This window comes from Nesterenkonia lacusekhoensis, assembly GCF_017876395.1.
Taxonomy (GTDB): Bacteria; Actinomycetota; Actinomycetes; order Actinomycetales; family Micrococcaceae; genus Nesterenkonia; species Nesterenkonia lacusekhoensis.
In genome coordinates this window covers 2,625,650-2,649,364 of the sequence record NZ_JAGINX010000001.1, presented here as the reverse complement: position 1 = coordinate 2,649,364, position 23,715 = coordinate 2,625,650, and the positions used below count along the sequence as shown (strand labels likewise).

Annotated in this window: 29 protein-coding genes and 3 pseudogenes; 15 read left to right on the top strand and 17 right to left on the bottom strand. The window is 63.4% G+C overall.

Going from position 1 to position 23,715, the window contains the following annotated elements:
- The first annotated feature begins 48 nt into the window (after positions 1-48).
- Positions 49-489: a hypothetical protein gene (locus tag JOF45_RS12625; RefSeq protein WP_210050957.1), complete on the top strand. Its 441-nt coding sequence runs from the start codon at positions 49-51 to the stop codon at positions 487-489.
- A gap of 74 nt (positions 490-563) precedes the next feature.
- Here the strand turns inward: JOF45_RS12625 and JOF45_RS12620 are convergent, their stop codons facing one another.
- The 4 genes from JOF45_RS12620 to JOF45_RS12605 are packed head-to-tail and all read right to left on the bottom strand — an operon-like array spanning position 564 to position 4,304.
- Positions 564-1,490: a hypothetical protein gene (locus JOF45_RS12620; protein ID WP_210050955.1), complete on the bottom strand. Its 927-nt coding sequence runs from the start codon at positions 1,488-1,490 to the stop codon at positions 564-566.
- Positions 1,491-1,504: 14 nt separating this feature from the next.
- Positions 1,505-2,407, bottom strand: coding sequence for a hypothetical protein (locus tag JOF45_RS12615; RefSeq protein ID WP_210050953.1), 903 nt, complete (start codon positions 2,405-2,407; stop codon positions 1,505-1,507).
- A gap of 53 nt (positions 2,408-2,460) precedes the next feature.
- Positions 2,461-3,408, bottom strand: coding sequence for a hypothetical protein (locus JOF45_RS12610; protein WP_210050951.1), 948 nt, complete (start codon positions 3,406-3,408; stop codon positions 2,461-2,463).
- A gap of 38 nt (positions 3,409-3,446) precedes the next feature.
- Positions 3,447-4,304, bottom strand: coding sequence for a hypothetical protein (locus JOF45_RS12605; RefSeq protein ID WP_210050949.1), 858 nt, complete (start codon positions 4,302-4,304; stop codon positions 3,447-3,449).
- Positions 4,305-4,436: 132 nt separating this feature from the next.
- Between JOF45_RS12605 and JOF45_RS12600 the strand changes: the two genes are divergently transcribed.
- Positions 4,437-4,694 (top strand): helix-turn-helix domain-containing protein, encoded by a 258-nt coding sequence (locus tag JOF45_RS12600; RefSeq protein ID WP_210050947.1) that lies wholly within the window; start codon positions 4,437-4,439, stop codon positions 4,692-4,694.
- Here the strand turns inward: JOF45_RS12600 and JOF45_RS12595 are convergent.
- On the bottom strand, positions 4,691-5,047 hold the full coding sequence (locus JOF45_RS12595) for a hypothetical protein (RefSeq protein WP_210050945.1): 357 nt from the start codon (positions 5,045-5,047) through the stop codon (positions 4,691-4,693). The genes JOF45_RS12600 and JOF45_RS12595 overlap by 4 nt on opposite strands.
- 143 nt (positions 5,048-5,190) lie before the next feature.
- On the opposite strand from JOF45_RS12595, the gene JOF45_RS12590 reads away from it, so the two are divergent.
- Positions 5,191-5,505, top strand: a complete 315-nt coding sequence (locus JOF45_RS12590) for a helix-turn-helix domain-containing protein (RefSeq protein WP_210050944.1) — start codon at positions 5,191-5,193, stop codon at positions 5,503-5,505.
- 249 nt (positions 5,506-5,754) lie between these two features.
- On the opposite strand, the gene JOF45_RS12585 is transcribed toward JOF45_RS12590, so the two are convergent.
- A complete protein-coding gene (locus JOF45_RS12585) occupies positions 5,755-7,539 on the bottom strand; it encodes a TraM recognition domain-containing protein (protein WP_210050941.1) in 1,785 nt (594 codons plus the stop codon).
- Positions 7,540-7,544: 5 nt separating this feature from the next.
- A complete protein-coding gene (locus JOF45_RS12580) occupies positions 7,545-7,763 on the bottom strand; it encodes a hypothetical protein (RefSeq protein ID WP_210050925.1) in 219 nt (72 codons plus the stop codon).
- An 86-nt stretch (positions 7,764-7,849) separates the two neighbouring features.
- On the opposite strand from JOF45_RS12580, the gene JOF45_RS12575 reads away from it, so the two are divergent.
- The 8 genes from JOF45_RS12575 (at position 7,850) to JOF45_RS13810 (ending at position 12,393) form a co-directional block, all read left to right on the top strand.
- Entirely contained in the window at positions 7,850-8,029 is a 180-nt protein-coding gene (locus JOF45_RS12575; RefSeq protein ID WP_210050914.1) for a hypothetical protein, read from the top strand.
- Positions 8,026-8,844: a hypothetical protein gene (locus JOF45_RS12570; protein ID WP_210050911.1), complete on the top strand. Its 819-nt coding sequence runs from the start codon at positions 8,026-8,028 to the stop codon at positions 8,842-8,844. Before JOF45_RS12575 ends, JOF45_RS12570 begins: the two co-directional genes overlap by 4 nt.
- On the top strand, positions 8,837-9,376 hold the full coding sequence (locus JOF45_RS12565) for a hypothetical protein (RefSeq protein WP_210050909.1): 540 nt from the start codon (positions 8,837-8,839) through the stop codon (positions 9,374-9,376). Before JOF45_RS12570 ends, JOF45_RS12565 begins: the two co-directional genes overlap by 8 nt.
- 3 nt (positions 9,377-9,379) lie before the next feature.
- Positions 9,380-10,042, top strand: coding sequence for a hypothetical protein (locus JOF45_RS12560; protein WP_210050907.1), 663 nt, complete (start codon positions 9,380-9,382; stop codon positions 10,040-10,042).
- Between the two features lie 27 nt (positions 10,043-10,069).
- Positions 10,070-10,357, top strand: a complete 288-nt coding sequence (locus JOF45_RS12555; protein WP_210050904.1) for a DUF6907 domain-containing protein — start codon at positions 10,070-10,072, stop codon at positions 10,355-10,357.
- 2 nt (positions 10,358-10,359) lie between these two features.
- Positions 10,360-11,124 carry a hypothetical protein gene (locus JOF45_RS12550; RefSeq protein WP_210050902.1) on the top strand — a complete coding sequence of 255 codons (765 nt, stop codon included), beginning with the start codon at positions 10,360-10,362 and terminating at the stop codon, positions 11,122-11,124.
- A 253-nt stretch (positions 11,125-11,377) separates the two neighbouring features.
- Complete coding sequence (locus tag JOF45_RS12545) at positions 11,378-11,683, top strand: transposase (RefSeq protein WP_210050899.1); 306 nt, start codon at positions 11,378-11,380, stop codon at positions 11,681-11,683.
- A gap of 227 nt (positions 11,684-11,910) precedes the next feature.
- Positions 11,911-12,393, top strand: a complete 483-nt coding sequence (locus tag JOF45_RS13810) for a DDE-type integrase/transposase/recombinase (RefSeq protein ID WP_210050888.1) — start codon at positions 11,911-11,913, stop codon at positions 12,391-12,393.
- On the opposite strand, the gene JOF45_RS12535 is transcribed toward JOF45_RS13810, so the two are convergent.
- Complete coding sequence (locus JOF45_RS12535) at positions 12,275-13,672, bottom strand: IS30 family transposase (protein WP_210047787.1); 1,398 nt, start codon at positions 13,670-13,672, stop codon at positions 12,275-12,277. The genes JOF45_RS13810 and JOF45_RS12535 overlap by 119 nt on opposite strands.
- 47 nt (positions 13,673-13,719) lie before the next feature.
- Between JOF45_RS12535 and JOF45_RS12530 the strand changes: the two are divergent.
- From JOF45_RS12530 to JOF45_RS13800, 3 genes and pseudogenes are all read left to right on the top strand, one after another.
- Positions 13,720-14,010: pseudogene (locus JOF45_RS12530) on the top strand (integrase core domain-containing protein); the annotation flags it as partial.
- A gap of 20 nt (positions 14,011-14,030) precedes the next feature.
- Positions 14,031-15,323: pseudogene (locus tag JOF45_RS13805) on the top strand (vWA domain-containing protein); the annotation flags it as partial.
- A 13-nt stretch (positions 15,324-15,336) separates the two neighbouring features.
- Positions 15,337-15,795, top strand: a complete 459-nt coding sequence (locus tag JOF45_RS13800) for a histone H1-like repetitive region-containing protein (RefSeq protein WP_425352355.1) — start codon at positions 15,337-15,339, stop codon at positions 15,793-15,795.
- 607 nt (positions 15,796-16,402) lie between these two features.
- Here JOF45_RS13800 and JOF45_RS12520 read toward each other — a convergent pair.
- The 3 genes and pseudogenes from JOF45_RS12520 to JOF45_RS12510 all read right to left on the bottom strand — a co-directional run bounded on the left by JOF45_RS12520 (position 16,403) and on the right by JOF45_RS12510 (position 18,153).
- Positions 16,403-17,589, bottom strand: a pseudogene (locus tag JOF45_RS12520) (IS3 family transposase).
- 49 nt (positions 17,590-17,638) lie between these two features.
- Positions 17,639-17,863 carry an adenine-specific methyltransferase EcoRI family protein gene (locus JOF45_RS12515; RefSeq protein ID WP_210050875.1) on the bottom strand — a complete coding sequence of 75 codons (225 nt, stop codon included), beginning with the start codon at positions 17,861-17,863 and terminating at the stop codon, positions 17,639-17,641.
- A gap of 86 nt (positions 17,864-17,949) precedes the next feature.
- On the bottom strand, positions 17,950-18,153 hold the full coding sequence (locus tag JOF45_RS12510; protein WP_210050872.1) for a helix-turn-helix domain-containing protein: 204 nt from the start codon (positions 18,151-18,153) through the stop codon (positions 17,950-17,952).
- 80 nt (positions 18,154-18,233) lie between these two features.
- Between JOF45_RS12510 and JOF45_RS12505 the strand changes: the two genes are divergently transcribed.
- Positions 18,234-19,223, top strand: coding sequence for a zinc finger domain-containing protein (locus JOF45_RS12505; protein WP_210050869.1), 990 nt, complete (start codon positions 18,234-18,236; stop codon positions 19,221-19,223).
- Between the two features lie 110 nt (positions 19,224-19,333).
- On the opposite strand, the gene JOF45_RS12500 is transcribed toward JOF45_RS12505, so the two are convergent.
- The 6 genes from JOF45_RS12500 to JOF45_RS12475 all read right to left on the bottom strand — a co-directional run bounded on the left by JOF45_RS12500 (position 19,334) and on the right by JOF45_RS12475 (position 23,706).
- Positions 19,334-19,489 (bottom strand): hypothetical protein, encoded by a 156-nt coding sequence (locus JOF45_RS12500; protein ID WP_210050866.1) that lies wholly within the window; start codon positions 19,487-19,489, stop codon positions 19,334-19,336.
- Positions 19,486-19,728: a hypothetical protein gene (locus tag JOF45_RS12495; RefSeq protein WP_210050856.1), complete on the bottom strand. Its 243-nt coding sequence runs from the start codon at positions 19,726-19,728 to the stop codon at positions 19,486-19,488. The genes JOF45_RS12500 and JOF45_RS12495 overlap by 4 nt, the downstream gene beginning before the upstream one ends.
- Before the next feature lie 86 nt (positions 19,729-19,814).
- Positions 19,815-20,345, bottom strand: a complete 531-nt coding sequence (locus JOF45_RS12490) for an antirestriction protein ArdA (protein ID WP_245324234.1) — start codon at positions 20,343-20,345, stop codon at positions 19,815-19,817.
- 61 nt (positions 20,346-20,406) lie between these two features.
- Positions 20,407-20,979, bottom strand: a complete 573-nt coding sequence (locus JOF45_RS12485) for a hypothetical protein (protein ID WP_210050853.1) — start codon at positions 20,977-20,979, stop codon at positions 20,407-20,409.
- A 117-nt stretch (positions 20,980-21,096) separates the two neighbouring features.
- Positions 21,097-21,549, bottom strand: a complete 453-nt coding sequence (locus JOF45_RS12480; protein ID WP_210050850.1) for a helix-turn-helix domain-containing protein — start codon at positions 21,547-21,549, stop codon at positions 21,097-21,099.
- 648 nt (positions 21,550-22,197) lie between these two features.
- Positions 22,198-23,706, bottom strand: a complete 1,509-nt coding sequence (locus JOF45_RS12475; protein WP_245324233.1) for a recombinase family protein — start codon at positions 23,704-23,706, stop codon at positions 22,198-22,200.
- Positions 23,707-23,715: the final 9 nt, after the last annotated feature.

Genomic DNA, 23,715 nt, shown 5'->3' with positions numbered 1-23,715 from the left:
GTGGTGAGCCCAGCAATCAGCAGCCGATACATGGATAGGTGATCGACAGTGGCACAGACCGAAACCCCGCTTCAGCAGCGGATGCGCCAGCAGCAGGGCGATGCGGAGTTCTCTCGCAACGTGAAGTCTCAGGCCGAGCAGCACCGGCTGATGGAGCAGCTCAACGAGCAGCAGCGCCAGCAAGAGCGCGACCAGGAGCGTCAGCTCCAGGATCAGGAGCAGGAAGCTGCTCAGCGTGAGGCCGCAGAGCAGGAGCGGCTGGCCCAGGAGGCCCGCGAGGAGCAGCAGCGTGAGCAGGAGATCGCAGAGCGTGAGGCTGCCGAGATGGACGCCCGCGAGACCGAGCAGGCTGAGCGTGACTCCCGGGAGGCATCAGAGCGAGAGGAGCAGTCCCAGGAGCAGGAGCGTCAGCCCTCCTCCCGTGAGCTGTTCGCCAAGCAGGCGGATCGCTCCCGTGAGACTGCACAGAGCCGAGGTCTCGGCCGGTGAGCGGCAAATCCTCCTCGAATGAGAAAACCCCCGGAGATCTGATCTCCGGGGGTTACTCGTGTGTGCGGTGAGGATCAGTTCTCGAAGAAGTCGTCGTCCTCCTCGGAGTCCTCGTCATCGGTGTCGCCGTCGCCCTCGCCTGAGTAGTCCCAGCCGAGGTCCTCGGTGCCCTCCTCGTTGGCGCCGTACATCTCGGTCATGGTGCCGTCGGAGGTGATGAAGAACTTCTCGGGACCGTTGGACTGCAGCGCTACCTCGAGAGAGTCCACGTCGAGGGGTTCCATGATGGTTTCGCCGGACTCATCATCAAACTCACCGGTGGAGATCTCCAGCTCCCGGCCCTGTAGCTCGCGGAAGACGATCTCGGCGATCTCGGGACCGACCTCCTCCAGGTGCTCAGGGTCCTCGAAACGCTGCATGAACACGGTGATCTCTTCCTCGCCGTCGAACTGCGGCTCGCCCTCACCGACCTCCTCGTCGATGATCGGCTGGATCTCACCCTCCAGTACGTCGTCCAGCGAGGTGGACTCCTCGACCTCCGCGTACTCGTTGATGGTTGATTCGCTCTGCGCCGTTTGGACGTGTACGTTGAGCTCCTCGATGGCTTCTACCTCATCAATGATGAGGTTGTAGACCTCCTGGCCGAGCTGCAGGCCGCGGGACATATTGTTCATCCCCTCAGCGGTGCGCAACGAGACATGAGCCCTCCCTGTTGCTGCGTAGAAAGAGACGGCGCTGCCGATCTCTTCCTCAACCTGATTCAGCTCGATCTGGTCCTGCTCGTCGAGGAAAGGCTCAACGACTTCTCGTATTTCGGCCTCTACCGCCTCGGCATCCTCCTCGGAGCTCTCTTCTTCAGACTCCTCTTCGGTGCCGTTCTCCTCGGCCTGGTTCTCCGGCTCCTGAGCCTCGGTCTCCTCGTTGCCGTTGTCGTCGCCGCAGGCGGTCAGTGCCAGCAGAGCGGCCAGGGAGAGTCCGGTGATGGTCTTGGTGTTCTTCATGGGTCGGCTACCTCCTAGTTGCTGATCCAGTTGCCGTTGGAGTCGTACTCCCAGCCGTCGATACCGGGGGCGTAGAGGGTGATGTTGCCCTCGGAGTCCACACCGGCCTCGACTTCGGCGAAGGCGGAGCTGGAGACGCTCATGGTGGTCCAGGTCGCACCGGTGTCGACCAGCTCCTGGTGACCCTCATCAGTCAGGTTGGTGCTGTTCCGACCGATCTCATCGGCGGACTCTTCCTCCCATTCAGCCGTGCGGAACTGGATCGGCGCAGTTTCACCGCTGCAGGTGAGATCGTGGGTCACGGTGGAGAAGTCTTCGGAGAAGGACTCCTTGCTGAAAGCGTCTTCGCTTTGGGTGACTCCGAGCATTTTGCTGTAGGTCAGATTCGGGTCATCCTGGACAACTCCATACGTGAAAGTCGCGCCGCGATAGTCGTGCGTGTCTTGATCGATGGTCTCGGTGACCAACTCCTCGACGATCTCTCCGTTGGAGGGTTCGAGTTGGTGGCCGCTGCTGTTCGGGAAGTCAGCGCCGGAGGACAACCTCTGGTCAACAGGATCTTCGGGTACGTTCTCGGAGTAGTTGTAGTCAGCCTCCAGAGCGCACTGACCAGCCTCGGCCTCTGCGGCACGCAGAGTCACCGACTCCAGCACGCGGTTCTCGGCGTACTCCGGCTCGTTCTCCAGCAGCTCGTCGGGGATCTGCACGGTCGCCTCGTCGTAGGGTCCCTGCTGGGACTCGGTGACGGGAGCCTCGAACTCGAAGACTTCGTCGGCGGTCTCTTCGCCGCCGTTGTCCTCGGTCGCGCCGTTCTCATCGCCATTGGACGTGTCGGCATCGTCGCCGTCACCGCAGGCAGTCAGGGCCAGCAGGGCTGCCAGGCTGAGTCCCGCGATCTTCGTGGTGTGGTTCTTCATGGAGTTCCTTCCGGTTGAGTGCGTGCTCTCTCTGGTGAGTTCTGTAGGGAATGTCAGACGAGCGCTCCCATCAGCGCGATGACGAGGACGAAGAAGATGATGGCGAGCATGATCGCGCCCAAGGCCATTCCGAGGATTCGCCTGCGGGATCTGTTGCCCTTCTTCTTCGCCTCTATGCCCTGCCAGATGGCCAGTGGGCCGAACAGCAGCGGCGGGATGAGGAAGAAGACCGAGAAGACGGTGATCAGCCCGAAGGTCAGTGAGAGGTTCGCGTTGGTGTGACCAGGAGGCGCCTCAGGGCCGCGTGCAGCCGGGCCGTGGACGGAGCGGGCACCCGTCCCGTACTCCGGGTAGCTGCCCGGCGGGATGGTCTGCAGGTGAGGCGGAATCCAGTCAAACTTCCTGGGGTGTTGGCCTTTAGCCACCACTTTGATCCAGAGGATGTAGATGAGCTCTGCCCAGTCTGAGACCAGCTGAAGACGCGCCTGGTCTTGGCCGTGCGATGTCCGGATCTCAATCTTGGAAGGCTCAATCCACTCGACCTTCTGCAGGTCCTGCCAGGCTCTCCCGTACTGGCCGTCCTCGTGGTCGATGTAGAAGCCGTAGTTACTGACGGTGAGGACTCCCTGGGGAACGAAGGGCATCCAGCGCTTCTGAGCCATCTTCTCGGCTTTGCGTTTGTTCCATGCGTGGCCGGCGAGGTTCCCAGCTGTCGCACCGAGGGCTAAGGCGGTTCCGGTCCGGTTGGCAAACCCGGTGGCCACTACGGGCACCCCGTCGCCGGAGTAGTACGTGCCGTCGCCGGGTGAGCTCCAGATGGCCATCTCGCAGGGCGCTGAGGCGAGCATCTTCTCGGCCTGGGGGAAGGTAGGCCGGACGAACTCGATCAGCTGAGGCGGCATAAGCCCGAAGTCGGTTGAGAAACCTCCAGTTGACTCGATCTCAGCCTGGAGGTCACGTGTCCTTAGGCGGGCGATGTCTGCGTTGGTCAGTTGGGTCATGTGCCGTGTGGGTCCTCTCTGGGATGTGGCTGTCGGGCTCAGGGGGCAGGGGCAGGAGGTGTTGCGCTGATCGCGCCTCGGTGCTGTCTTCTCCGGCGGGGCTCGGCGTGCCACTGGCGGCAGGGAGGCAGGGCCCAGAGCATCGCCGCGGCCGCGAACCCAAGGACACCCGAGGCCAGCAACACCCAGCCGCCGAAGCCGACTGCGAAGCCAGCCGCCCAGCCGATGCCGGGGATGGCTCGGATGCCCAGGGTTAAGGTGATGGCCCCGAGGAGGCCGCAGACGGCCAGGACCGTGGAGCTGACCCGACACAGCGGGAGCCTCAGCCGCAGAGCGACAATGCTGCCGATGTAGAGCATCAGCACTGCCAGGACCACGAGAACCCATACAGCCGGCAGGGCGAGAGCAGCCTGCTCCTCCGAGGCGGCTGCGTCGCCCTCGATCCCGCTGAGGAAGCGCCGGGAGAGCAGCAGTGTTCCGAGGACTCCGAGGATGGCGGCTGCCAGCAGCATCCTCTGCGAGATGCGCACCAGCTTCGGGCGGATGAGGCGCCCGTCTTCGCCGACCTCTGCTTCGGCGAGCCACCTGATCTTCTCGCGGACCTGTCCAGCGGTCTCAGTGAGGTTCTCCCGAGCCTTGGCCGCAGCCGGGGTCAGCGATTCACGAGTGGAATGGAGCTTCTCAGTGCCGGAGGTGAACGCTGTTCTGGCACCCTCTCCCAGCTTCTCGGCGTGAGGGCTGAGGCGCTCGCGGGCCTGCTGGATGTTCTCAGCAGAGAGCTTCTCGGAGGCCTGCGACTTGGCCTGCGAGATCAGGTTGTTCATGCGGGCTGAGGTGAAGCCCCGTCGCTGAGGTCGAGGAGGTGGAGGCTCCTCAGGTGTCTCGTCGTGCTCCATGCCTTCCGCTCCTGTCTGAGGCCTGCCCAACTCCGTTCAGCTTGATAAATCAGGACACACGCGTGATGTCCATCTATATCAGGCCTTCTATATAGGGTGTTGTGGAGCAGGCCTGGTTTACACGATTGTTAGGTGTCTTGGACTGAAGATGAGGCGAAGCGCCTCGGGGACGCAGTGCGGCGCCTGCGGAGCGATAGGGAACTCTCTCAGGAGGCCCTGGCTTTCACTGCTGGAGTGACAAAGAATCAGCTCCAGCTCATCGAGGCTGGCCGGGGCTCCGGCCGCAAGGGCGCCCAAGGCCCCTCGAACCCGCGCCTCTCAACACTTGCTGGCCTGGCCTCTGTGCTGCAGGTGAAGGTCTCCGAGCTGCTGGCCGAAGCCGGCATCTAGAGCACCTCGGCCTCGGCGTAGGCCTGCAGGGCTCGGTGCAGCGAGACTCCCGGAGAGATCACACTCTCCACCTGCCCGCCGCTCCATGCGGCGGTGAGCGTGGGGTTCTCGATCCGCCCACTGTCGTCGAACACTGCGGTCGCGGAGATCCGGGGCTCACCCTCGGTCAGCACCACGGTCATCTGGTGCTCCACAGTGATCTCGACCGGGGCCTCGTGGAGCATCTGGTGGGGATCGTGACTGCGATAGCTGTGCCCGGCGTCCAGGGCTGAGAGAATCCGCTCGAAGTGGTTCAGATGAGAGTCCAGCAGCTCGGCTGTGCTCTGGGAGATGGGGATCTGGTGATCGCTCATGGCCGCCATACTTGCGGGCCGAATGAGGGGTTTCAACCGGGTTAGAGACAGGGCTGGCGCCCAGCCGGTTTTCACTTCGTCATACTAGCAGTTGACGCATAATCCGTTGACTGATGATCCACACTCAAAATAGCCTCAGAGACGTGGAGAACCCGCCCCGTCACACTGTCCCGGAGTCCCACCGCGAGACCTTCGGCAAGCACCTCAGGTACCTCCGGCGGTCCCGCGTGACCTACTCGCAGGAGGAGTTCGCTCGGTACGTGGGCCTGGATCGGACCTACATCAGCGGACTGGAGCGCGGGAAGCGGAATCCGACCCTGGAGACGCTGGTGATCCTGGCTCGGGGGCTGGATATTCACCCCTCCGAGCTGTTGAAGACTCTGCCGAAGGAGAGCCTGGGGCGGGTGCGTCCGGCGAAGACCGGCAGAGACTCAGCATCGCCAGCGACTGGCGGCTGAGCATCAGAGCTTCCCGAGCCCGCTGGGCTGTCATATGCCAGCTGCGCCGAGCAGCGCGCAGGTGCTGCGGCACCGGCCCGACCAGCGGGGCTGTGGCATGGAGCCTCGCCAGTCCGGCCTGCAGAGCAGCGAGGTCGACCTGTATTCGGTCCATGGCCTCGGAGACAGCGTCCCGGGTGTCTTCCACGTGAGCCTCCTTCCAGAGAACAACTCTTCGCAGAACACACCCGAGGCGCCGCCTCCGGCGGCCTACCCAGCAGTACCGAACCTCCAGATGCCCGGAAGGTCCACCATGTACCCCTTCTTGCCGTAACGGAGGAGGCGACCTTCTTCCACAGACTTCGGAAGCAGATCCGTCGGGTTGGTGACCGGAACACGTTCGTAGGAGATGGATGACTTCGCCTGCGCATCGTGGGAGTGCCGGGCCACATCCTTCTCGCCGTCCCACCATGCCGCGGCCTCCAGAAGATCCTTCTCAGGAGCCCCCTCAAGGATGAGGTGAGCCGGGAAGACCTCACGGAGAACCTCGGCACCGTCCTCACCCCAACGCAGCTTCATCTGGTTGGTGCTCTGGACCGCACAGAGGAAGGCCACCCCAAGTCCACGGGCCTCGGTCACCCACTGCGGAAGGGCGGGGAGCGGAGCGGTGTTCACCAGCTCATCGACACAGCACAGGACACGGTCCAATCCGTACTCGATGCCTCGGCGCCAGTGCCTCACGATGGTCTCGATGGCGCCGACGGCAGCACCTGCGGCGACACCGTCGGAGGGGGCGATGATCGCAAGAGTCGGTTCATCTGGACCTTCCATCATCTTCGGGGTGAAGGGAATGGTGTTGTGCCCGAACCCTCGAACGTTGGTCAGCGCCCATGGAGTGAGTCCAGCCAGCATGGTCGCCTTCACGGAGTCGCGCAGCTTGCCGTCCATCTGCGTGACGGCCAGCAGCTTCTGCGCGTGGAACGAGGTATTGGCCACGTACTCGAACGCATTGGCCCAGGACGGCGAGGTGTCGTCGTCGGAGTCCTTCTCGAACTTGTCCACTGCCCGCAGCGCCCAGCTGATGCCATCGCCCTTCGCCTTGCCGGCCTGCAGGAGAGCGGCCATCGGCTGAGCAGCCTGGGTCTGCCAGAAGGCGTCCGAGCCTCCGCCGCCTTCTGCGTTGCCGGAGGCGCCCAGGGAACCGACCTTCATCAGCAGGGAGGCCATCGCCAGCGCGTCATCATCGTTGGCGATGAGGTGGCAAGGGTCAGAGGTGACCATGCTGTAGTCCACGCCCTGGAGCCAGTCGAATGACGGGTCGAGCTCGCCTGCAAGGTCCATGATGTAGACCGGGCCGCGCTGGTGGACACCCTTGGTGATCAGCCACTTCAGGTAGTCAGTCTTCGAGCTGACGACCACGCGGGGACCTTGCCACAGCAGAGCGGCAGGGGCGAGGACACGGGTGGTGTTGTGAGTGACGATGTGCCCCATGCCGGCTTGGAAGAGCTGGGACTCTGCGGCAACTTCGATGCAGGTCATCTCCTCCTCCCGGCCGAAGTCATGGATGCCTGCGATCAGCAGGTCCTCGCCCTCACGGGTGGAGCCGGCAGGCACAGAGAATCCACTGCGCTCCCCGGTGCGAGTCGCTGCGATGATCTCCCGCAGCGACATCGTCTCGAACGGTTCGCCCGCCCTGCGCTGGGCGCCATCGCGGACGTTCCAGAGATGCTCTTCACAGCAGTCGACAGTGGAGCCGTCTTCGAACCGCAGCCGGAAGACCGGCTTGAGTCCCTGGGGGTAGACGCCGACGACTTCAGTGGGTTTGCCGGTGACGCCCTCAAGGACCTTGTCACCGACGTCCAGCTGCCCGATGGGCACGTAGCGACGGAGGTCGGCCACCGGGATCATCGTGTGGTCGACCAGAGCTTTGCCTCGACCGGTAGGCCCGGAGACGAGCACGTGCGGGGCGGTCTCCTGCGGGATTCCCTCGAGGCACCCGGCATAGGGGGTCTGCTTGTCCTTGTCGATGACGTGGGGCTTGCGTTTCCTGGCCATGCTGATCAGCTCCTCTTGTAGCGCTGCTTCTCGGCGGTGACCTTGTCCTGGATGCAGGCGCTGAATGCCTGGTCCTGATCCAGAAGATCCAGAGCGGCGGCGATCAGCACTCGGGCGAACGGGCCGTGGCCGATGTCGTAGGTGACAGCTGTGGTTCGGAGGCGCTGCCGAGCCTCGGGTTCCATCGAGATGATCTGCCTCGCGTCGAGGTTGTCGGGTTTCACATCGCACTCCTTCACTAGTAGATCGCTAGTCTCTAGTATAGTAGAATACTAGACATAAAGTAACCGCCGATTAGAGAGGCAAGGCGATGAACGGTGGTATGTGGAAGCTCGTAGGAGTCCTGACGGTCATGGCGATCCCCTTCGTCCTGGGCCTGCTGATCGGCGGATCGTGGGGCACCTCCATGGCCGAGGAGGACTGCGACTGCGGGCAGGTCGAGGAAGAGGCCCCTGAGGAGGCCGCCGACGGCGAAGAGATCTCGGGATGACGGTGTACCGGCAGGAGGATGAGCGGGCCAACTGGCTGATTCAGCACGAGATCACCTGGACGCAGAGTGACCGGCGGCAGGCGCAGAGACTCAAGCGCAAGGCTGCGAAGCTGGCGCAGAAGGAGGCCGGGGCTGCGGACAGCAGCTTCCACGAGGCCCGGATTCCCTGGTTCCCAGCGCGATTCATCGCTCACGGTGACGATCCGAAAGAGCAGTTCGCGCGCATCATGACCCTGGTGCTGATCATCGCCCCGGCGATGGTGCTGCTGGCCGGCCCGGCGATGCTGCTGGCCAAGGGGCTGTATGCGGTCAGCTGGCTGGTGCTGCCGCCGAAGGGCAGGCGCATCCTGTGGTGGCCGTGGTTGGTCGCCTCCACTGCAGTCGGAGTGGTCGGCTACTTCGCCCTGAGTCTGCTGGGACTGTTCGACCGCTGGCTCTATCTCGAGCCGCGCTTCCCGCTGGTGTTCATCGACTACGGGGTTCTGGTCTGGCAGTACGGGTGGGTTCAGCTCGCTCTCGGGCTGGCGCTGGTGGCGTGGATCGTCCGATGTACCGGATGGCCCGGCGTGAAGAAGCAGGAGGCCGCAGCCCTGCCGACGATGCCCGAGTCTGCGGCAGCACCGAGCACGGTGCCTGCTCTGCCGGCGGTGGAGAAGACCACCGGAGAGCTTGAGGACCCCGACGACGAGGACTTCGTCGAGGTGGTCGACGACGAGACCCCGGAGCCTGCAGAGGCGGCTCCCCATGACAGTGAGCACTCCCTGGTGCCGGTGCTTCCGGCCGGGAACGACAAGAAGGAGGCCAGTGATGGCTGAGGAACACAAGACCGAGGCGCGTGAGCACATCGATGTTCATGTGAACACCCGGGTGGACTCGGGCCCGGACAACCACCTCTGGACGGTGATCGGCACCCTGCTGGCCTGCGGTGCCCTGGGGATGCTCGGCTGGGCGATCTCCGAGTCGGGCTACCGGGAGCTGGCAGCGACCGGACTGACGATGTTCGCCTTCCAGCTGATCTCGATGATGTTCAAGGTCGGGCTGATCCGAATCCCGGACCAGGCCACCGGCAACTTCAAGGAGACCTCCGGGTTCATCAAGACCGCGATCCGCGAGTTCTACGAGTGGCAGGCCCGCTCCCCGATCTGGAGGCTGGCTGCTCTGGCGCTGGCCTTCACCCTGGGCTTCCTCATCGTGCGCTGGGGCATCTCCACGGCTCTGGGGATCTTCTCCAACGTCTGGATCGCCGGGGCGGCCGCAGCGTTCCTGGCATCGCTGATCGTGGCCCCGCGGCTGTGGGGCAACATCACCCGGAACCTGAAGAACGTCACCTCGAAGAAGGAGGCCTGAGCTATGGGTCCGAAGCGCATTACAGCAGCAGTGCTGGTGGCAGGTCTGGGCCTGACCGCTTGCGCCTACGACGGCGGCGAGGAGTCTGAGGTCGAGGAAACCGCTGCTCCAGCGCCTGAAGAGACTGAGGGCAGTTCCCCTGAGCCTGAGGACCCCTCATCTGACGAGCAGGAAGAGGAGTCTTCGAGCTCGGAGGAGATCGACCCGGAGGACATGACCGACGAGGAGGTCGCCGAGAGTGTGCTGGAGGAGCTTGAAGCCGGGCTCCTCGAGGAGGCAGTGGAGGCCTTCATCCCCGAGGAGGGCGACACTTACGCCCAGTCCTGGCTGCAGGTCACCCCGCGGCTGAGCCTGTGGACCATCGTCGACGACGAGCACGGCAACCCGGTGCAGGTGGATGTGGTGAAGTACAACTGCACCGGAGAGGCGGTCGTCGAGGGCACCGGCGCACTGGAGCACGTCGAGAACAGCATCTACCGGGCCAACTGGGAGGATGCCTCCAACCCGCGGCGCGGGGATGTCCGGTCCTTCACCCGGATGACCTTCGATGAGGAAGTGCTGTCGATGGGAGGCGGGAGCGAGTTCGAGCAGTCCGCCGACATCGAGGCTGAGCTGGAGGAGCACATCTTCCAGTGCCGGCTGATCGGCGAGATGGTGCTGCCTTGACCGTCAGGAGGGGCGTAAGGTGAGTTGATGGGAATTGAAGAGATGCCCCACCCCTGTCCTGCTTGGTGCCGAGCAGACCATGACGAAATCCACGAGCAGGATCTCAGGCACGAGACCTTCGTGCGGACAGTACCGGCGATCGTCCGTGGAGGAGGTGTTGCTGAAACAGGCGAGCTGCACGTCTCCGGTTTCAGGGCCTTCGACGAGGACGAAGCCTGGGTCGCAGTCGATGGCCTGCACCTCACTCCAGAGAGCGCGCAACGACTGGTTCACCAGATCAGGACGCTGCTGGAGGAGTTGGGTGAGCGAAGGTGAGTATGACGACGCTGATCTCGTCCGAGCTCTCCGCTACCATCCAAGCGATGACCCGGCAGTGGTCCGACGACCTCCGGCGATCTCTAAGACCGCTCCTCGATCCAGAAGTCCTGCGCACCTTCCAGCGCAACTTCCTGCCGTCCAATCTGCGCGACTACGTCGACGAGGTGTCCGCACATCAGGTCTACGAGTTCCTCCAGCAGGAGGGCATACCCCTGTACCTCGTGCCTCGCGGCGCGACGGCGGTTCGCCTGCTCCGCGCCGGGGACCGTCAGGCGCGACGCAAGGTGCTCTCGGATCGATACTCCTCGATCGTCGAGGACTGCGAATCGGTCCTTGACGGGGCTCAGCATCCGGCTGTCAGCGAAGAGGTGGCTTTCATGCGCGACGGCATCGGTGCGATGCGGGCCGGACACACGAAGTCAGCGCAGGCGCTGTTCACCGTGACGCTCGACTCGTTGATTTCCCGCTTCTATCCCGACCGGCACGCGCGGACGCAGATCACCGTCCGGCAGAGCGCGGGCATCCCCGACATCATCGACTCGATGGGCGTGCACCAGGCGTTCGTTTGGCTGCCGGTGTGGAACGCGCACGAGCAGTTCTGGAAGGAGAAGGGCGACGAGATCCCGCACCACTACTCCCGACACGCCAGCGTGCACGGAGTCTCGAAGAGGCAGTTCAGCAAGCGCAACTGCGTCCAGGCCCTGATGCTCGTGACGAGTCTCATCGGGTACGCGGACGATCTGGTCTCCCGCGAGCGGGACTGAGTCGCAGGATCGGATGACTCTTGAGGTCTGTGCATGTGGTAGGTGGCGAGAGCAGATTCTGAGGATTGCCCATAGGAACAGAAGCCACGAGTAGGCTCATGAGCGCAGTGTTTCGCCCACGCCTGTCCAGAGCAGAAGGATCGCCGCTCCAAGGCCCTATTCTGGCAGCAGTGCCGATACGCTCGCGCGTGGGGAACGAACTGGTGACAACTGATCGTTAGCGCTGAGGAGCGCTGGCGGGGAGGATGTCATCATGCCTGGTCCTTATCCCAGAGAGTTCCGCGAGGACGTTATCGCGGTCGCTCGTAGCCGCGAGAGCGGCGTCACCATCAAACAGATCGCCGTCGACTTCGGTATCAGCGAAGCGACGCTGCAGAACTGGCTCCGCCAAGCCGACGTCGAAGAATGCAACCGTCCCGGTCAGACTGCGGCGGATGCGGCCGAAGCCCGCGAGTTGAAGAAGCGGATTCGGCTGCTCGAGCAGGAGAACGAGGTGCTCAGGAGGGCTGCGGCGTATCTGTCGCAGGCGAACCTGAAACTCGGTGGCTCCCCAAAATGACATACCCGCTCGTATCTGAGCTCGCCGAAGCGGGGATCCCCGTCACGGTGTCGTGCCGGGTCCTCAAGCTCGCAAGACAGCCCTATTACCGGTGGCGCAACGCTCCGATCCGGGACGCGGACATTCTCCGCGCGCACCGCCTCAACGCACTACATGACGCGCACCACGACGACCCGACATTCGGATAGCGATACCTGGCCGACGAGGCCCGGCGGGCTGGGTGGCGGATGAGCAGGCGGACGGCATGGAAGTTGTGCTCGCAGGCGGGGATTCTCTCGTCCGCGCAGCGCCGCCGGCGCGGGAAGGGGAAGAAGGCAGGCCCGCCCGTGTTCGACGATCACGTGCAGCGGGTGTTCCGCGCCGATGCCCCGAACCGGCTCTGGCTCACGGACATCACGGAGCATCGGACGAGTGAGGGCAAGCTCTACTGCTGCGCGATCAAAGACGTCCATTCCAACCGGATCGTCGGCTACTCAATCTCGGACCGGATGACCGCGAAGCTCGCCGTCGACGCCGTCCGCAACGCCGTCACCCGCCGAGGCGACGTCGCCGGATGCATTCTGCACGCCGACAGAGGCAGCCAGGCCGTATTCAACTGGTCGTCGCAACAGTGTGTTGTTGGACTGAGCGTAGTTGATCGGCGAACGCCTCGGCGGGAGTGCGCCACCCCAAGATCCCGCGTGGCCGGTTGTTCATGGCGGTGGCGATAGCTGCGATTTCGGTGGCGTTCCACCTGGAGAGGTCAGTGCCTTTCGGGAAGTATTGCCGAAGCAGACCATTGAGGTGCTCGTTGGAGCCACGCTGCCAGGGACTCTTCGCGTCAGCGAAGTACACCGGCAGCCCAGTCTCTTTCGTCAGCAGCGCATGTGCCGAGAGCTCTTTGCCGCGGTCCCAGGTCAAAGAACGGCGCAGCTGCTCAGGCAGATGGGTGATCGACTTCGCCAGAGCGTCTTTCATGGTCAACGCCCCATACCCCGCCAGTGCCGGGCCGTTCTTCGTTGGTCGAATTTGCCCGTACCCGGCCTGGCGGGGCAGGTGGACCAGTATCGCGTAGCGGGTGGTGCGCTCGATCAACGTGGCCACGGCCGAACGCTTCAGTCCGATGATCAGGTCACCTTCCCAGTGGCCGGCGATCTTGCGGTCCTCGACCTCCTTGGGGCGTTTCTGCAGCACGGTCTCGGCAGTGACATGAGCCCAGGCTTCCTGCCGTGTGCGGGCCCGGGGCATTCGCTTGGTGCGACCTCGGCGCAGGTGCCAGGACTGCTTCCGGGCAAGCCCGCCGCGGGATTCGACGTAGAGGGCCTGATAGATCGCCTCATGAGAGATCCTCATGGTCGGGTCATCGGGGAACTCCAGTGGCAGCCGCTTGGCAATCTGCTGCGGACTCCAGGCGGTGACCCATTCACGGTCCCCACGGTGGGGCTTGTTCTTTCCATCCCAGGCCGGGCCCTCGGGGCCGACAACTTCACCTTCGGCGGTGATGATCTCACCGCTGAGCTTGTCTTGGACGTACTGGCGCAGCCGGTCGTTGGTGACCATCTTCGCGGTCTTCGGACGGCGGGCGCGCCGCTCAGCATGCCACTGAGCAATCGAGGCCTTGTACTCCAGCTGATAGGTCCTGGTCGAGGCGTTACGCCGTAGCTCCCGTGAGATCGTCGATGGGCTACGCCCCAGCCGACGGGCGATCTCACGGACCCCGCTGTCTTGGGCTCGCCATAAAGCGATGTCCTCCCGTTCAGAGGAGGAGATATACCGTCCGGAAACAGTCGAGGCCAAGTGTGGATTCACGCCACCAGCATGTCGGAACCAACGGTGAGCTACAGGCTCGGAGACACCGGCGGCTTCACCGGCCTCTCGGGTCTTAGCTCCTGCAGCGATGGCCTGCCAGAACCGCACACGGTCCTCGCGCCAAGCCACCGTTGGGCGCCCAGGAGAGACGATCTGACCGCGATATTCCCTTGCCCTCTTCTGCCTTGGGCCAATGCCCATCGAACACCTCCATCAGGTAGGTGTTGCGACGACCACTTGAATACGGCCAGTTCCGGTCACGGAAGTTCGTGCACGCCCTGAACCGTCACCACCTCATCGGATCCATGGGCCAGGTCGGTGCTGCCGGCGATAACGCCGCCATGGAGTCCTTCTTCGCGCTGCTACAGAAGAACGTCCTGGACCGTAAGCGTTGGCAGACCCGAGAAGAGCTCCGAATCGCAATCATCACCTGGATCGAAAGGACGTATCACCGACGCCGCCGACAGACCCGTCTGGGCCGATTGACCCCCATCGAATACGAGACCATCATGAACCCGGCCGTGAGCCTCGCGGCCTGACACCCCCAACTGTCACCTAAATGTGCGGCAGTCCCGCCCTTAACCTATCCTTGCTGAAGCGGCATAGCCCAACCGACACCGTGTCCACGATCGAGGGTCAATGCCTGCCACAGTCCCTGGAACCGGAGGTCCATAATAGTATGTCCGACCCTTCACACCTATACCGAGGAGATGATGTGACACCGAAGGAGCACTCGCAGTCAACGCCCGCACCTGCGGAGCGGGACAGGGCCCGACGAAGAACCCCCCGAGCCGTACGCAGAGCCGTCGCGCTCGGAGGGGCTCTGTGCTTGGCAGTCGGCGCGACACTGACTGTGGCGACGTCGGCTTCCGCTGTCGAGTCCACGGTGCCGCCCGCTCCGAACCCGGCCTTGACGGACCAGTGTGAGCTGGACGTGGCGGTCAGCATCGATGTGTCGAACTCCATCGACAACCAGCAGCTCGACATGCTGCGTTCTGGCCTCGTGGACTTCGCGGAGTCCTTGGAGGAGTATCCGGTTCGGCTGGCGTTCCACAACTGGGCGTCGTATGCGCCTGCTACTTCTCAGGCGTCGAATCAGCCCTTGCGTCTCACCGATACTTCGGGCGCAGGACTGGAGACCATCGGCCAGCACGTGGATGGCATCCAGCGGCCAGGAACCATGCAGGGTGGCACGAACTGGGATCGCGCGTTTCAGGCGCTGAGCGGCGCTGGTGAGAGCTATGATGCTGTGCTCTTCGTGACAGACGGAAACCCGACCCAGTGGGGACTGCCGCCAAGGGGTCTGGGAAACGCCACTGATCAGGCCACGATCGATGCTGCCGTGACCAGCGCCAATCAGGTCAAGGAGGCCGGGACTCGCGTCATAGGCGTCGGAGTCGTCGACAACCTGACGCAGTCCGAGTACGGCCTGTTTCACGAGCACATGCCCCACGTCAGTGGACCGCAGTTTGGCGACGACTACCTTGAAGTTGACTTCGCACGACTGCGCAACGCCCTCATCGGTCAGATCGACAAGCAGTGTGCGGGCGTCTCGGTCGAGAAGAACGGTCTGTTCGTCGAGGGAGGGCCCGGGCACGCGGGAGATGATGTCCGTTACGAGTTCACCGTGACCAACACCGGGGCACTCACACTGCGGGACGTTCAGCTGACCGATGCCTTGGAGGGAATCTCTGAGATCGAGTACGGAGAGTGGCCGGATGAGCCCCATGTCCTTGCGCCGGGACAGTCAGTCAGCGCGTGGGCAACATACACCGCCACTGACGCAGATGCGGACGCAGGGATCATCGAGAACCACGTGACAGTGGAGGGGACGCCGCCGAGCGAGGGCGATCCGGTGACGGACGATGACGACCATGAGCTCCCGGTTGAGTCCGAAGAGGACGGTGGCACTGAGGACGGTGGCACTGAGGACGGTGGCACTGAGGACGGTGGCACTGAGGACGGTGGCACTGAGGACGGTGGCACTGAGGACGGTGGCACTGAGGACGGTGGCACTGAGGACGGTGGCACTGAGGACGGTGGCACTGAGGACGGTGGCACTGAGGACGGTGGCACTGAGGACGGTGGCACTGAGGACGGTGGCACTGAGGACGGTGGCACTGAGGACGGTGGCACTGAGGACGGTGGCACTGAGGACGGTGGCACTGAGGACGGTGGCACTGAGGACGGTGGCACTGAGGACGGTGGCACTGAGGACGGTGGCACTGAGGACGGTGGCACTGAGGACGGTGGCACTGAGGACGGTGGCACTGAGGACGGTGGCACTGAGGACGGTGGCACTGAGGACGGTGGCACTGAGGTGAGGACGGTGGCACTGAGGACGGTGGCACTGAGGACGGTGGCACTGAGGACGGTGGCACTGAGGACGGTGGCACTGAGGACGGTGGCACTGAGGACGGTGGCACTGAGGACGGTGGCACTGAGGACGGTGGCACTGAGGACGGTGGCACTGAGGACGGTGGCACTGAGGACGGTGGCACTGAGGACGGTGGCACTGAGGACGGTGGCACTGAGGACGGTGGCACTGAGGACGGTGGCGGCAAGCCGGGCGACGACCTCGCCTCCACCGGTGCCTCCGGCGCGGTGGGCCTGGGCCTGATGGCTCTGCTGCTCGTCATCGTCGGCTCCGGCGTGGTGGCCTTCGCGAAGGTTCGCCGCAACAGCTGACCGGCCATGAGCTGATCAGCCGATCACACGCAGCTGGCGGCGTCATTACCTGTACCGGTGATGACGCCGCCAGCTCGTTTGTTTCTGGCGTGCCCGGCACGAGACCCACCCTTGCTCGCCGTGACCCACGCCTGCTGATGCCGTTCCATTACCGCACCACCTGGAAAGTGACGAGGTTCCGTGACCAGACCCGACAAGGCCGAGGGACTGCGGGTCTGCTGAAGGTTCGGTTGACCGTCGGGCTTATGCCGCCAGGGCGACGGCATCCTTGTGAACGGTCTCGTATTCGACCGGAGTCAGCTTACCCAGCCTCCGCTGTCGGCGGCGGCGATGATAGGTCGCTTCGATCCAGTGAATGATCCGGGCTCGCAACTGATCCCTGGTGGCCCAGGACTGCCTGTTGAGCACGTTCTTCTGCAACGTCGAGAAGAAGCTCTCCATCGCCGCGTTATCCCCAGCAGCCCCGACCCGTCCCATGGACCCAGCCAGCTTGTATCCCTTCAGCGCCCGCTGGAATTTCCGTGAACGAAATTGCGACCCTCTATCCGAATGGACAATGCATCCGGCCACTTCTGAGGGTCCTCCGCGGCGGGAAACCGCATCATGCAGGGCGGCCACAGCCAGCCGTGATTTCATCCTGGAATCGATCGCATAGCCTACGATCCGGTTGCTGAAGACATCCTTGATCGCACATAGGTAGAGCTTGCCCTCACCGGTACGGTGCTCGGTGATGTCCACCAGCCATTTCTGATTCGACCTGGTGGCGGTGAAATCCCGGGCCAGCAGGTCATCACAGACTGGCGGGCCTGGCTTCTTGTGATTCTTCCTGCCCTTGCGCTGAGTGGCGGAGAAGATCTGCTGCTGTGAGCACAGCCGCCACACCCGCCGCTCAGAGGCCCGGTACCCGGCGGCGGCGAGCTCATCGGCGATGAACCGGTGCCCGAACTCCGGGTCATCAGCATGAACATCGATTGCGGCGTTGAGCAGGTGGGCATCCTCCCAATCCCGCTGAGAAATCGGGGCTGCTGCCCATTTGTAGAACGCTTGCTTGGTGAAACCCAGAACCCGGCAGGTCACCGCCACCGGCACCCCGGCGGCGGCAAGGTCACGGACCAGCGGGAACATCATTTTGGGGAGGCCCCACCCAGCTTCAAATTCGCCTGGGAGAGATACGCCGCAGCTTCGCGCAGGACCTTGTTCTCCTGCTCCAGCTCACGGATCCGGCGCAGCATCTTCGCCTGTTCCCGAGACTCCTCAGCATCCTTAGCCGGCTCGATCCCGTGCTCTTCGAGCTTCGCGGCCCGGACCCAGGACTGCAGCGCAGATTTCGAGCAGCCCATATCCGCGCAGACCTGCTTCTGGCTCATCCCGCCAGCAACCAGCTCCACGGCGGTCCGGCGAAACTCCTCGGTGTAGACGACTTTCGGCATGACTTCCATCCTTCCTGCTTTCTAAGCAGTCTTGAAGTCAACCGAACCTTCAGCAGACCCGCTTCTTCAGGCCGAGGTCTTCGAACTTATAGGAGAAGAAGTGGAAGAAGTTGCTCACCCGGGGGTCGTCACAGTTGCAGTAAACGACCTTGTCCTTGAAGTGGTGACGGTAGTGCTTCAGCTCGTTCTCGATGTCTTCGAGCTGGGTGTAGAACTCGTCTTCCTTGGCCTTCTTGGCAGCCTGAAAGTTGCTGTTTAGCGCCGATTCAGCCATTCGTCTCCCTCTGGTGCGTGGTCCTGGGAACCAGCTTAGTCAGACCTGAAGGTCCGTCGGTCTACGTGACGCGGCGATGCTCCTAGTCAGGCTCGGCCTAGGCCCCGCCGCTGCTCTTCGTACATCCGCTCGATATACTCCTCGAGCTTCGCATCCTCGATGCGCCACTGCCCGCGGCCGCCGATCTGGATGCCCTCGATCTCGCCGCGCTTGATCAGTGCCCGCATCTGCGACATTGAGATCGCCAGCGCCTCGGCGACCTCGTCGAGGGTATAGAACTTCCGCGCCATGTCTACGAGCCTAGCGGACCAGTCGATTCCGGCTCCCTGGCGAGCCGATAGTATCGACATGAGGCGAAGAGAGGGCGGCGATGACGACCGAGGGCGGAGCACATAGAGCGATTGTGAATGCGGCGGGGATCGGAGAGCTGGGACAGACGCTCGCCCAGAGCCCCTGGGCGGACGGACTGGGCGTATTAGAGGCCTATCAGCAGGCCATTGAGAGAAGCATTACGACGTGGCAGCCACAAACCTCAATAGCACCTTCCTTCACCGCGCTGTTGGAGGGCTCCGGGCCTGGAGCTGCACTCCAAGATGCCGCCGACGCTACGGACATCGCTTCCCTCGTCCAAGGCTCGTTGTCTACGGAGACCTTCTTCAAGGCGTTCGTCCCGCCTGTGCATGTCGCTGAAGGCGTGGGCAATGTGCTGGAGGCCATCGACATTACGCGACCCTTCCGGGAAGCTGTCGAAACTGGCATCACTGGCAGGATCTACGAGAACTTCCTCTCCAGCACGGAAGTCTCCACCTGGAGCGAAGTCTCTGCGTGGCGACTTCAATCTTCGTTCTTCGATTCCGTCGGGGACGAGCACTGGCGTCAGCTGATCGATTCGGTTCTGGAGCACTACAGCCCCGAAGAACTTGAGGAAGTAGCCGCTGAACCTGAGGTGCCCGAGCGTCTCGGCCTCTTCCATGAGCGAGTTCAGGAGCAGATCCTCAACGCTGCCCGCTGGCTGGAAGAGGACTATCCGCAGTACAAGGCGGGGGCGCTCGATGGCGTCAACATGCTAATCGCCATCTACCTGTGGACATGGTGGGTGCAGCTAGGGGGATTGCTGATCCTGGTCGGAGGTGCGCCGGGGCTAGTAGTGGCAGCGTTCATCACTGGCACAGCCAAGCTCTACAACGACCAACGCCGGGAACGTCTTGGACCCGAAGCGAGTCGAGCTCTCGACCACAGGTGCCCGTACTGCCAGGCGCTGATCAACATGTGGTGCATCACCCTCAAGGGCGCCCTCCCAGGGTCGAACGCCCGTGGTCTCCATGCTGAGCGGATCAAGCGCGGATTTGACCAGGAGTGACGTTCAGCTGCGTCTGGAGTGGCAGGGGAAGTTGGACCACCTGAAGTCACTGTGACCTTCACTGTAGAAAAAGAAGACCCCCGCACCGTGAGGTGTCGGGGGTCTTCTCGTCAGGCCCTATCGACCAGGTGCTGGAGAGCCTCCCGGACGTCCAGCGCGGCGTCGACCATCGCGCCCCATTCCCATTCCGGATCCGCCAGCACGTCGTCGAACCTCTGGATCTGGGCACGGATCGTCTGTTCAGTGGTGTCAGTTTCGGCGGTCACAGCGAGCCCCAGCCCAGCTTGGCGCAGGGGAAGAACAGCAAGTCCCAGAGCTCATCGTTGGTGGCGCCGTCGTCGATGAAGTCGGCATTGTAGTCATAGATGGCTTCACTGCGGGTGGTAACTTCAGCGCAGCCGGCGTGCTCAAAGCCCATCCGGGTCCTCCTGGTGATGTTGGAGCAGTCGGCTGCGTGGACCTCAGGGTCTGTGTGGGGAGAGTTCAGGTAGGCGATTGTGGTCATGTATTGCTCCTGGTGAGGGTCGTCTCCGGGTGAGCAAAGCTCCCTGGCTGTGGTGCCAGCGGGGCTTAAGGAAGCGTCAGATCAGCTCAGTGGTCACGGAAGATGTAGACACCTCCTTCGGCGGCGTCGAGAACGGTGTACTCGTGCTGCAGGTCGTCGGTCCAGGACTGCCAGTTGAAGTATCGGGTGATGTGCTCGGGGGCGTCAGCGAGCAGGCAGATGTCCTCGGCCAGCTGGTGGGCGTATTGGGTGAATGAGTCCCAGTGGCCGCAGTAGCGGTCGATGAACTCTCCGTGGTCGGGGAGATCTTCTCCGTCGAGGACGTGACTGCCGGAGCCGATCCAGGCGAGGAAGGCAGGCAGCAGGTACTCGTCGATCTCGTCGAGGTGACGGGCGAGCTTGGCAGCCTGGTGAGGTGAGCACTCACCATCGATGGGTAGATACTCGTGATCTAGGCACCACAGCTCCTCGTGGGAGGTCTGGTGGCCGTGGAGCTTCTCCGGGGTGACCTCGTCGGCAGTGATGGCCTCGAACCAGTCACCTGTGAGTCGGCCTGCGTTGTAGCAGGCGAGACACCCAATCCAGACGGCCGGGGTGACGGTGGAAGTGACAGACAAGGGCAGCTCCTCTCAGTGGGGATCACATTCGAGGAGCCACCCGGTGCCGCCTCCGGCGGTGCTACTGCTGCAGGATCTGGCAGGCCTCGGCGAAGGCTACCGAGGACTGCGGGTCCAGACCGGGCAGCAGCTCACCCAGGGACTCACGGATCGAGACGCCCAGCAGCAACAGCACCAGAGAGCCCACGCGACGGGCCTCGCCGGAGAGATGCTGGGGAACCTCGAAGCGATGGAGCCCGTCATCCAGCGGGAAGACGAACCCGATCCACCCACAGTCATCGCTGGCGACCAGGGCTGTGACCAGCTCCGCGTAGTGCGAGGAATGAGTCAGCAGATGAGTCGCAGCACGATGCTGAGGGGTGGATTCCATCGCCATCAGACGCTCGGCCTCGATGGGCTCGGCGACTAAGGGAGCGACCTGGATGGTGCGGAAGTGCTCGGCGTCCTCCTGAGTGAGGCCTGGGGCCTCGGAGGAACTCAGCGTCAGCAGGTGCTCGAGGTTATGGCGAGCCTCCTGCAGGCGCTGGACCACGAACTCGTGGTTCACCGGAGCGGGATAGATGCCCTCCAGCAGCGAGATCTGATCACGGATCAGAGACTGTGCTGCTGGGGACAGGGTGATGATGTCGTTCAAAGAACTACCTCCACTATGTGATTACCAAGCTGAGTACCCGGTGCAGCCTGCGGCTGCTTCTGGGCATGACAAACCCCGGTGGGGTCTCAGCTTGGGGAGGTAGCGCTGGAGAGACTATCAGGAACTCGCCGAGGCTTCACGCTCGTTGCGCTCAGCCTCCCGCCGAGCGATCTCCTCGCGCAGCTCCTGGTCGGTGAAGGCGGCCAGCACCCTGCGGGCCAGCCGGAGGTGAGCGGCCGCAGCAGCCTGACTCTCCTCATCGCTGGGCAGGGACTTCTCCAGCGCCGGCTCCTCGGAGAGCTCGTGGATCGCCCGGGCCCGGTTGGGGCTGGCCTCGCGAAGCTGCTGAGGAGTGATGGACAGGGCTCGGGCCAGCTTCACCAGGGTCTTGTCCGACGGCGGGGCCGGGATGGAGCCGCCGGTCTTGTAGCGCACTCCCTGGATGGCGGAGTGGATGGTGGCCTTCGACAGGCCGGTGGCCTCGGCCAGCTCGGGAACGGGGATGCCGGAGAGGGACTGGACCTCCTTGAGGAGCTTGGACTCAGGCGGGACGGTGTGCTCATCAGTCATGGGTGCGTACCTTCCTGGTCTACGAGGCCGTTGTGTGAATACTATCGCGCGTCTGGTGATCTACTAGGCGGGAGGCCTGGTGGGCAGGTGGATCTTCTTCTGCCCATGGGTGCTCAGCTGGCCTGACTGATGTCCCGCTCGGCCTGCCGGCCTCGCTCGGAGCACATGCCCGGGAGGTGGTGATGGATGATGTGGGTTTCGGAGCATGAAGCCGCCGGCCCCCAGCGGCAACTTGTCGGGTTTTGGTTCCTGTTTGTCGGGCCTTGGAGCGCGGAACCCGACAGCTCTGACCGGCAAAACCCGACAGGACATATCTCTCTGACCAGGGGTTTTAGTGCTTCTGTCGGGTATGTCGGGTCTTAGAGAGGGGTATACAGAGAAAAAATGTGTTGAAGTGCAGGGGTAGTGCTCCAGGGGTGTTCTCTCGGTATATAGAAAGTTTTGCTCAGGACACCCGACAAACCCGACAACGTGAACTTTCCCCTGCAATATCAGGGAAAAACATGTCGGGATGTGCGCCAGAGGCGCCCGACAGCGACCCGACAGCACCCGACAAAAACCCGACAGGTGCGGGCGCTGCAGTCTGGGGTCACTATCATGACTCTCATCTTCACCATGTGTTCTCAGGCCGAGGCCCTGCCTCTGCCGTCAGTCCTTCCAGCGGATCTCCACTGTCTCCGCGATGTTCTTCGCAGTGGTCCGTCTGCCTCCTCCGATCGGGTGGATCACCACGTCCATGAGCTTGCCGACAATGGCCCGCTGCCTCGCCAGCGTCGATGCGTTCCACCACGCCTCTACATCGTCGACACCAGCCAGCTCTGCCAAAGGGTCCTGCTTCACCGCCCTGGCGAGCTCGTTCTTCACGGTCTCCTGTTCCTGCCTGATCTCCTCCAGGGCAGGCTCCGCGGCCTCGCGGTTGAGCTGACCCCGGGCGATCATCAGCGCGATCTCACCCTCGCGGCCGTCCAAGGCCTTCTGCTTGGCGAACAGTGCCTCGAAGTCCGGCCCGTCGTCGATGGCCAGCAGATCCGCCAGGTCTGCGGTTGCCAGACGCTCGATGACCACCTGGGAGATGAACTCGTCAATGATGTCACCAGCCCGCTGGAAGCATCCGTTCCCGATGGTCGCGCACCGGTAGGCGTGATAGTCGTCGACGGCGACGCGCTTGCCGGTCGCCTTGTCTCGGACCCGTTGCGTCCCTATGGATGATCTGACCGGACCGCCACACTTGCCGCAGGTGGCCAGACCCGGCAGCAGCCACTTCCGGGCTGTGCCGTCGTGGTTGGGTTTGACCAGCGAGAGCTTGCCGCGGGCGGCCCGGAGCTGCTCTTCGGTGATGATCGGCTCCCATGCCCCGGTGATGCAGTTCTCCAGATCCAGGTTGTTGTAGTGGTGGCTGCCGGAGCCGTCGTAGGGCCGAGAGGGAGGCAGCAGCCCTGCGTAGTAGGGGTTCATCAGCATGCGCCGGATGGTCGATGCTCCCCACTTCGTGCCACGGCGAGTGCGTCGGCCTTTGTCGTTGAGAGCTCGGGCGATCTGCTTCATGGAGGCCTGCTTGTCGGGATCGGCCAGGAACTCGCTGAAGATGAACCTGACATCTTCAGCCTCATCCTCATCGATCTCATAGCGGGCCTGGGTCTGCGGATCACGGTTGGCCGCGGGCACCCATCTGTAGCCATGCGGGCCGCCGCCTGCATTGGGGTGGCCCTGCTTGTGGCGCTCGACGGCGTAGCGCTTGGCCCTGATCGTCTTCTCGCGGACCTCGTTCTTGGCCAGGACCACCTGGATGCCCAGCTGGACATCGCCGTGGTCGGTGTCCACGCCGCCGCGGGCGCTGACCACCCGGACGTCCCGGGTCTCCCTGACATCGAGCAGGTCGGTCAGCCGGCGGCTGAACCGGTCGGGCCTGTCGATCATCAGCACGTCGAAGAGGCCGTCATCGTAGGCCTGGAGCATCTTGGCCCACTGCGTTGCTGCCCCGCGCTCCTTGGAGCCGGAGACCTTGTTGTCGATGAACTCGTCGAAGACTCTCCAGCCGCGCTCCTCCACGGCTTTGCGGCAGTCGGCCAGCTGCTGCTCGATGCCCTGGTCCTCCAGGATCGACTGGCGAGCGTAGATGGCCACGCGGGAAACCGATGCGGAGGGTTTATCAGCCATATCAGCACA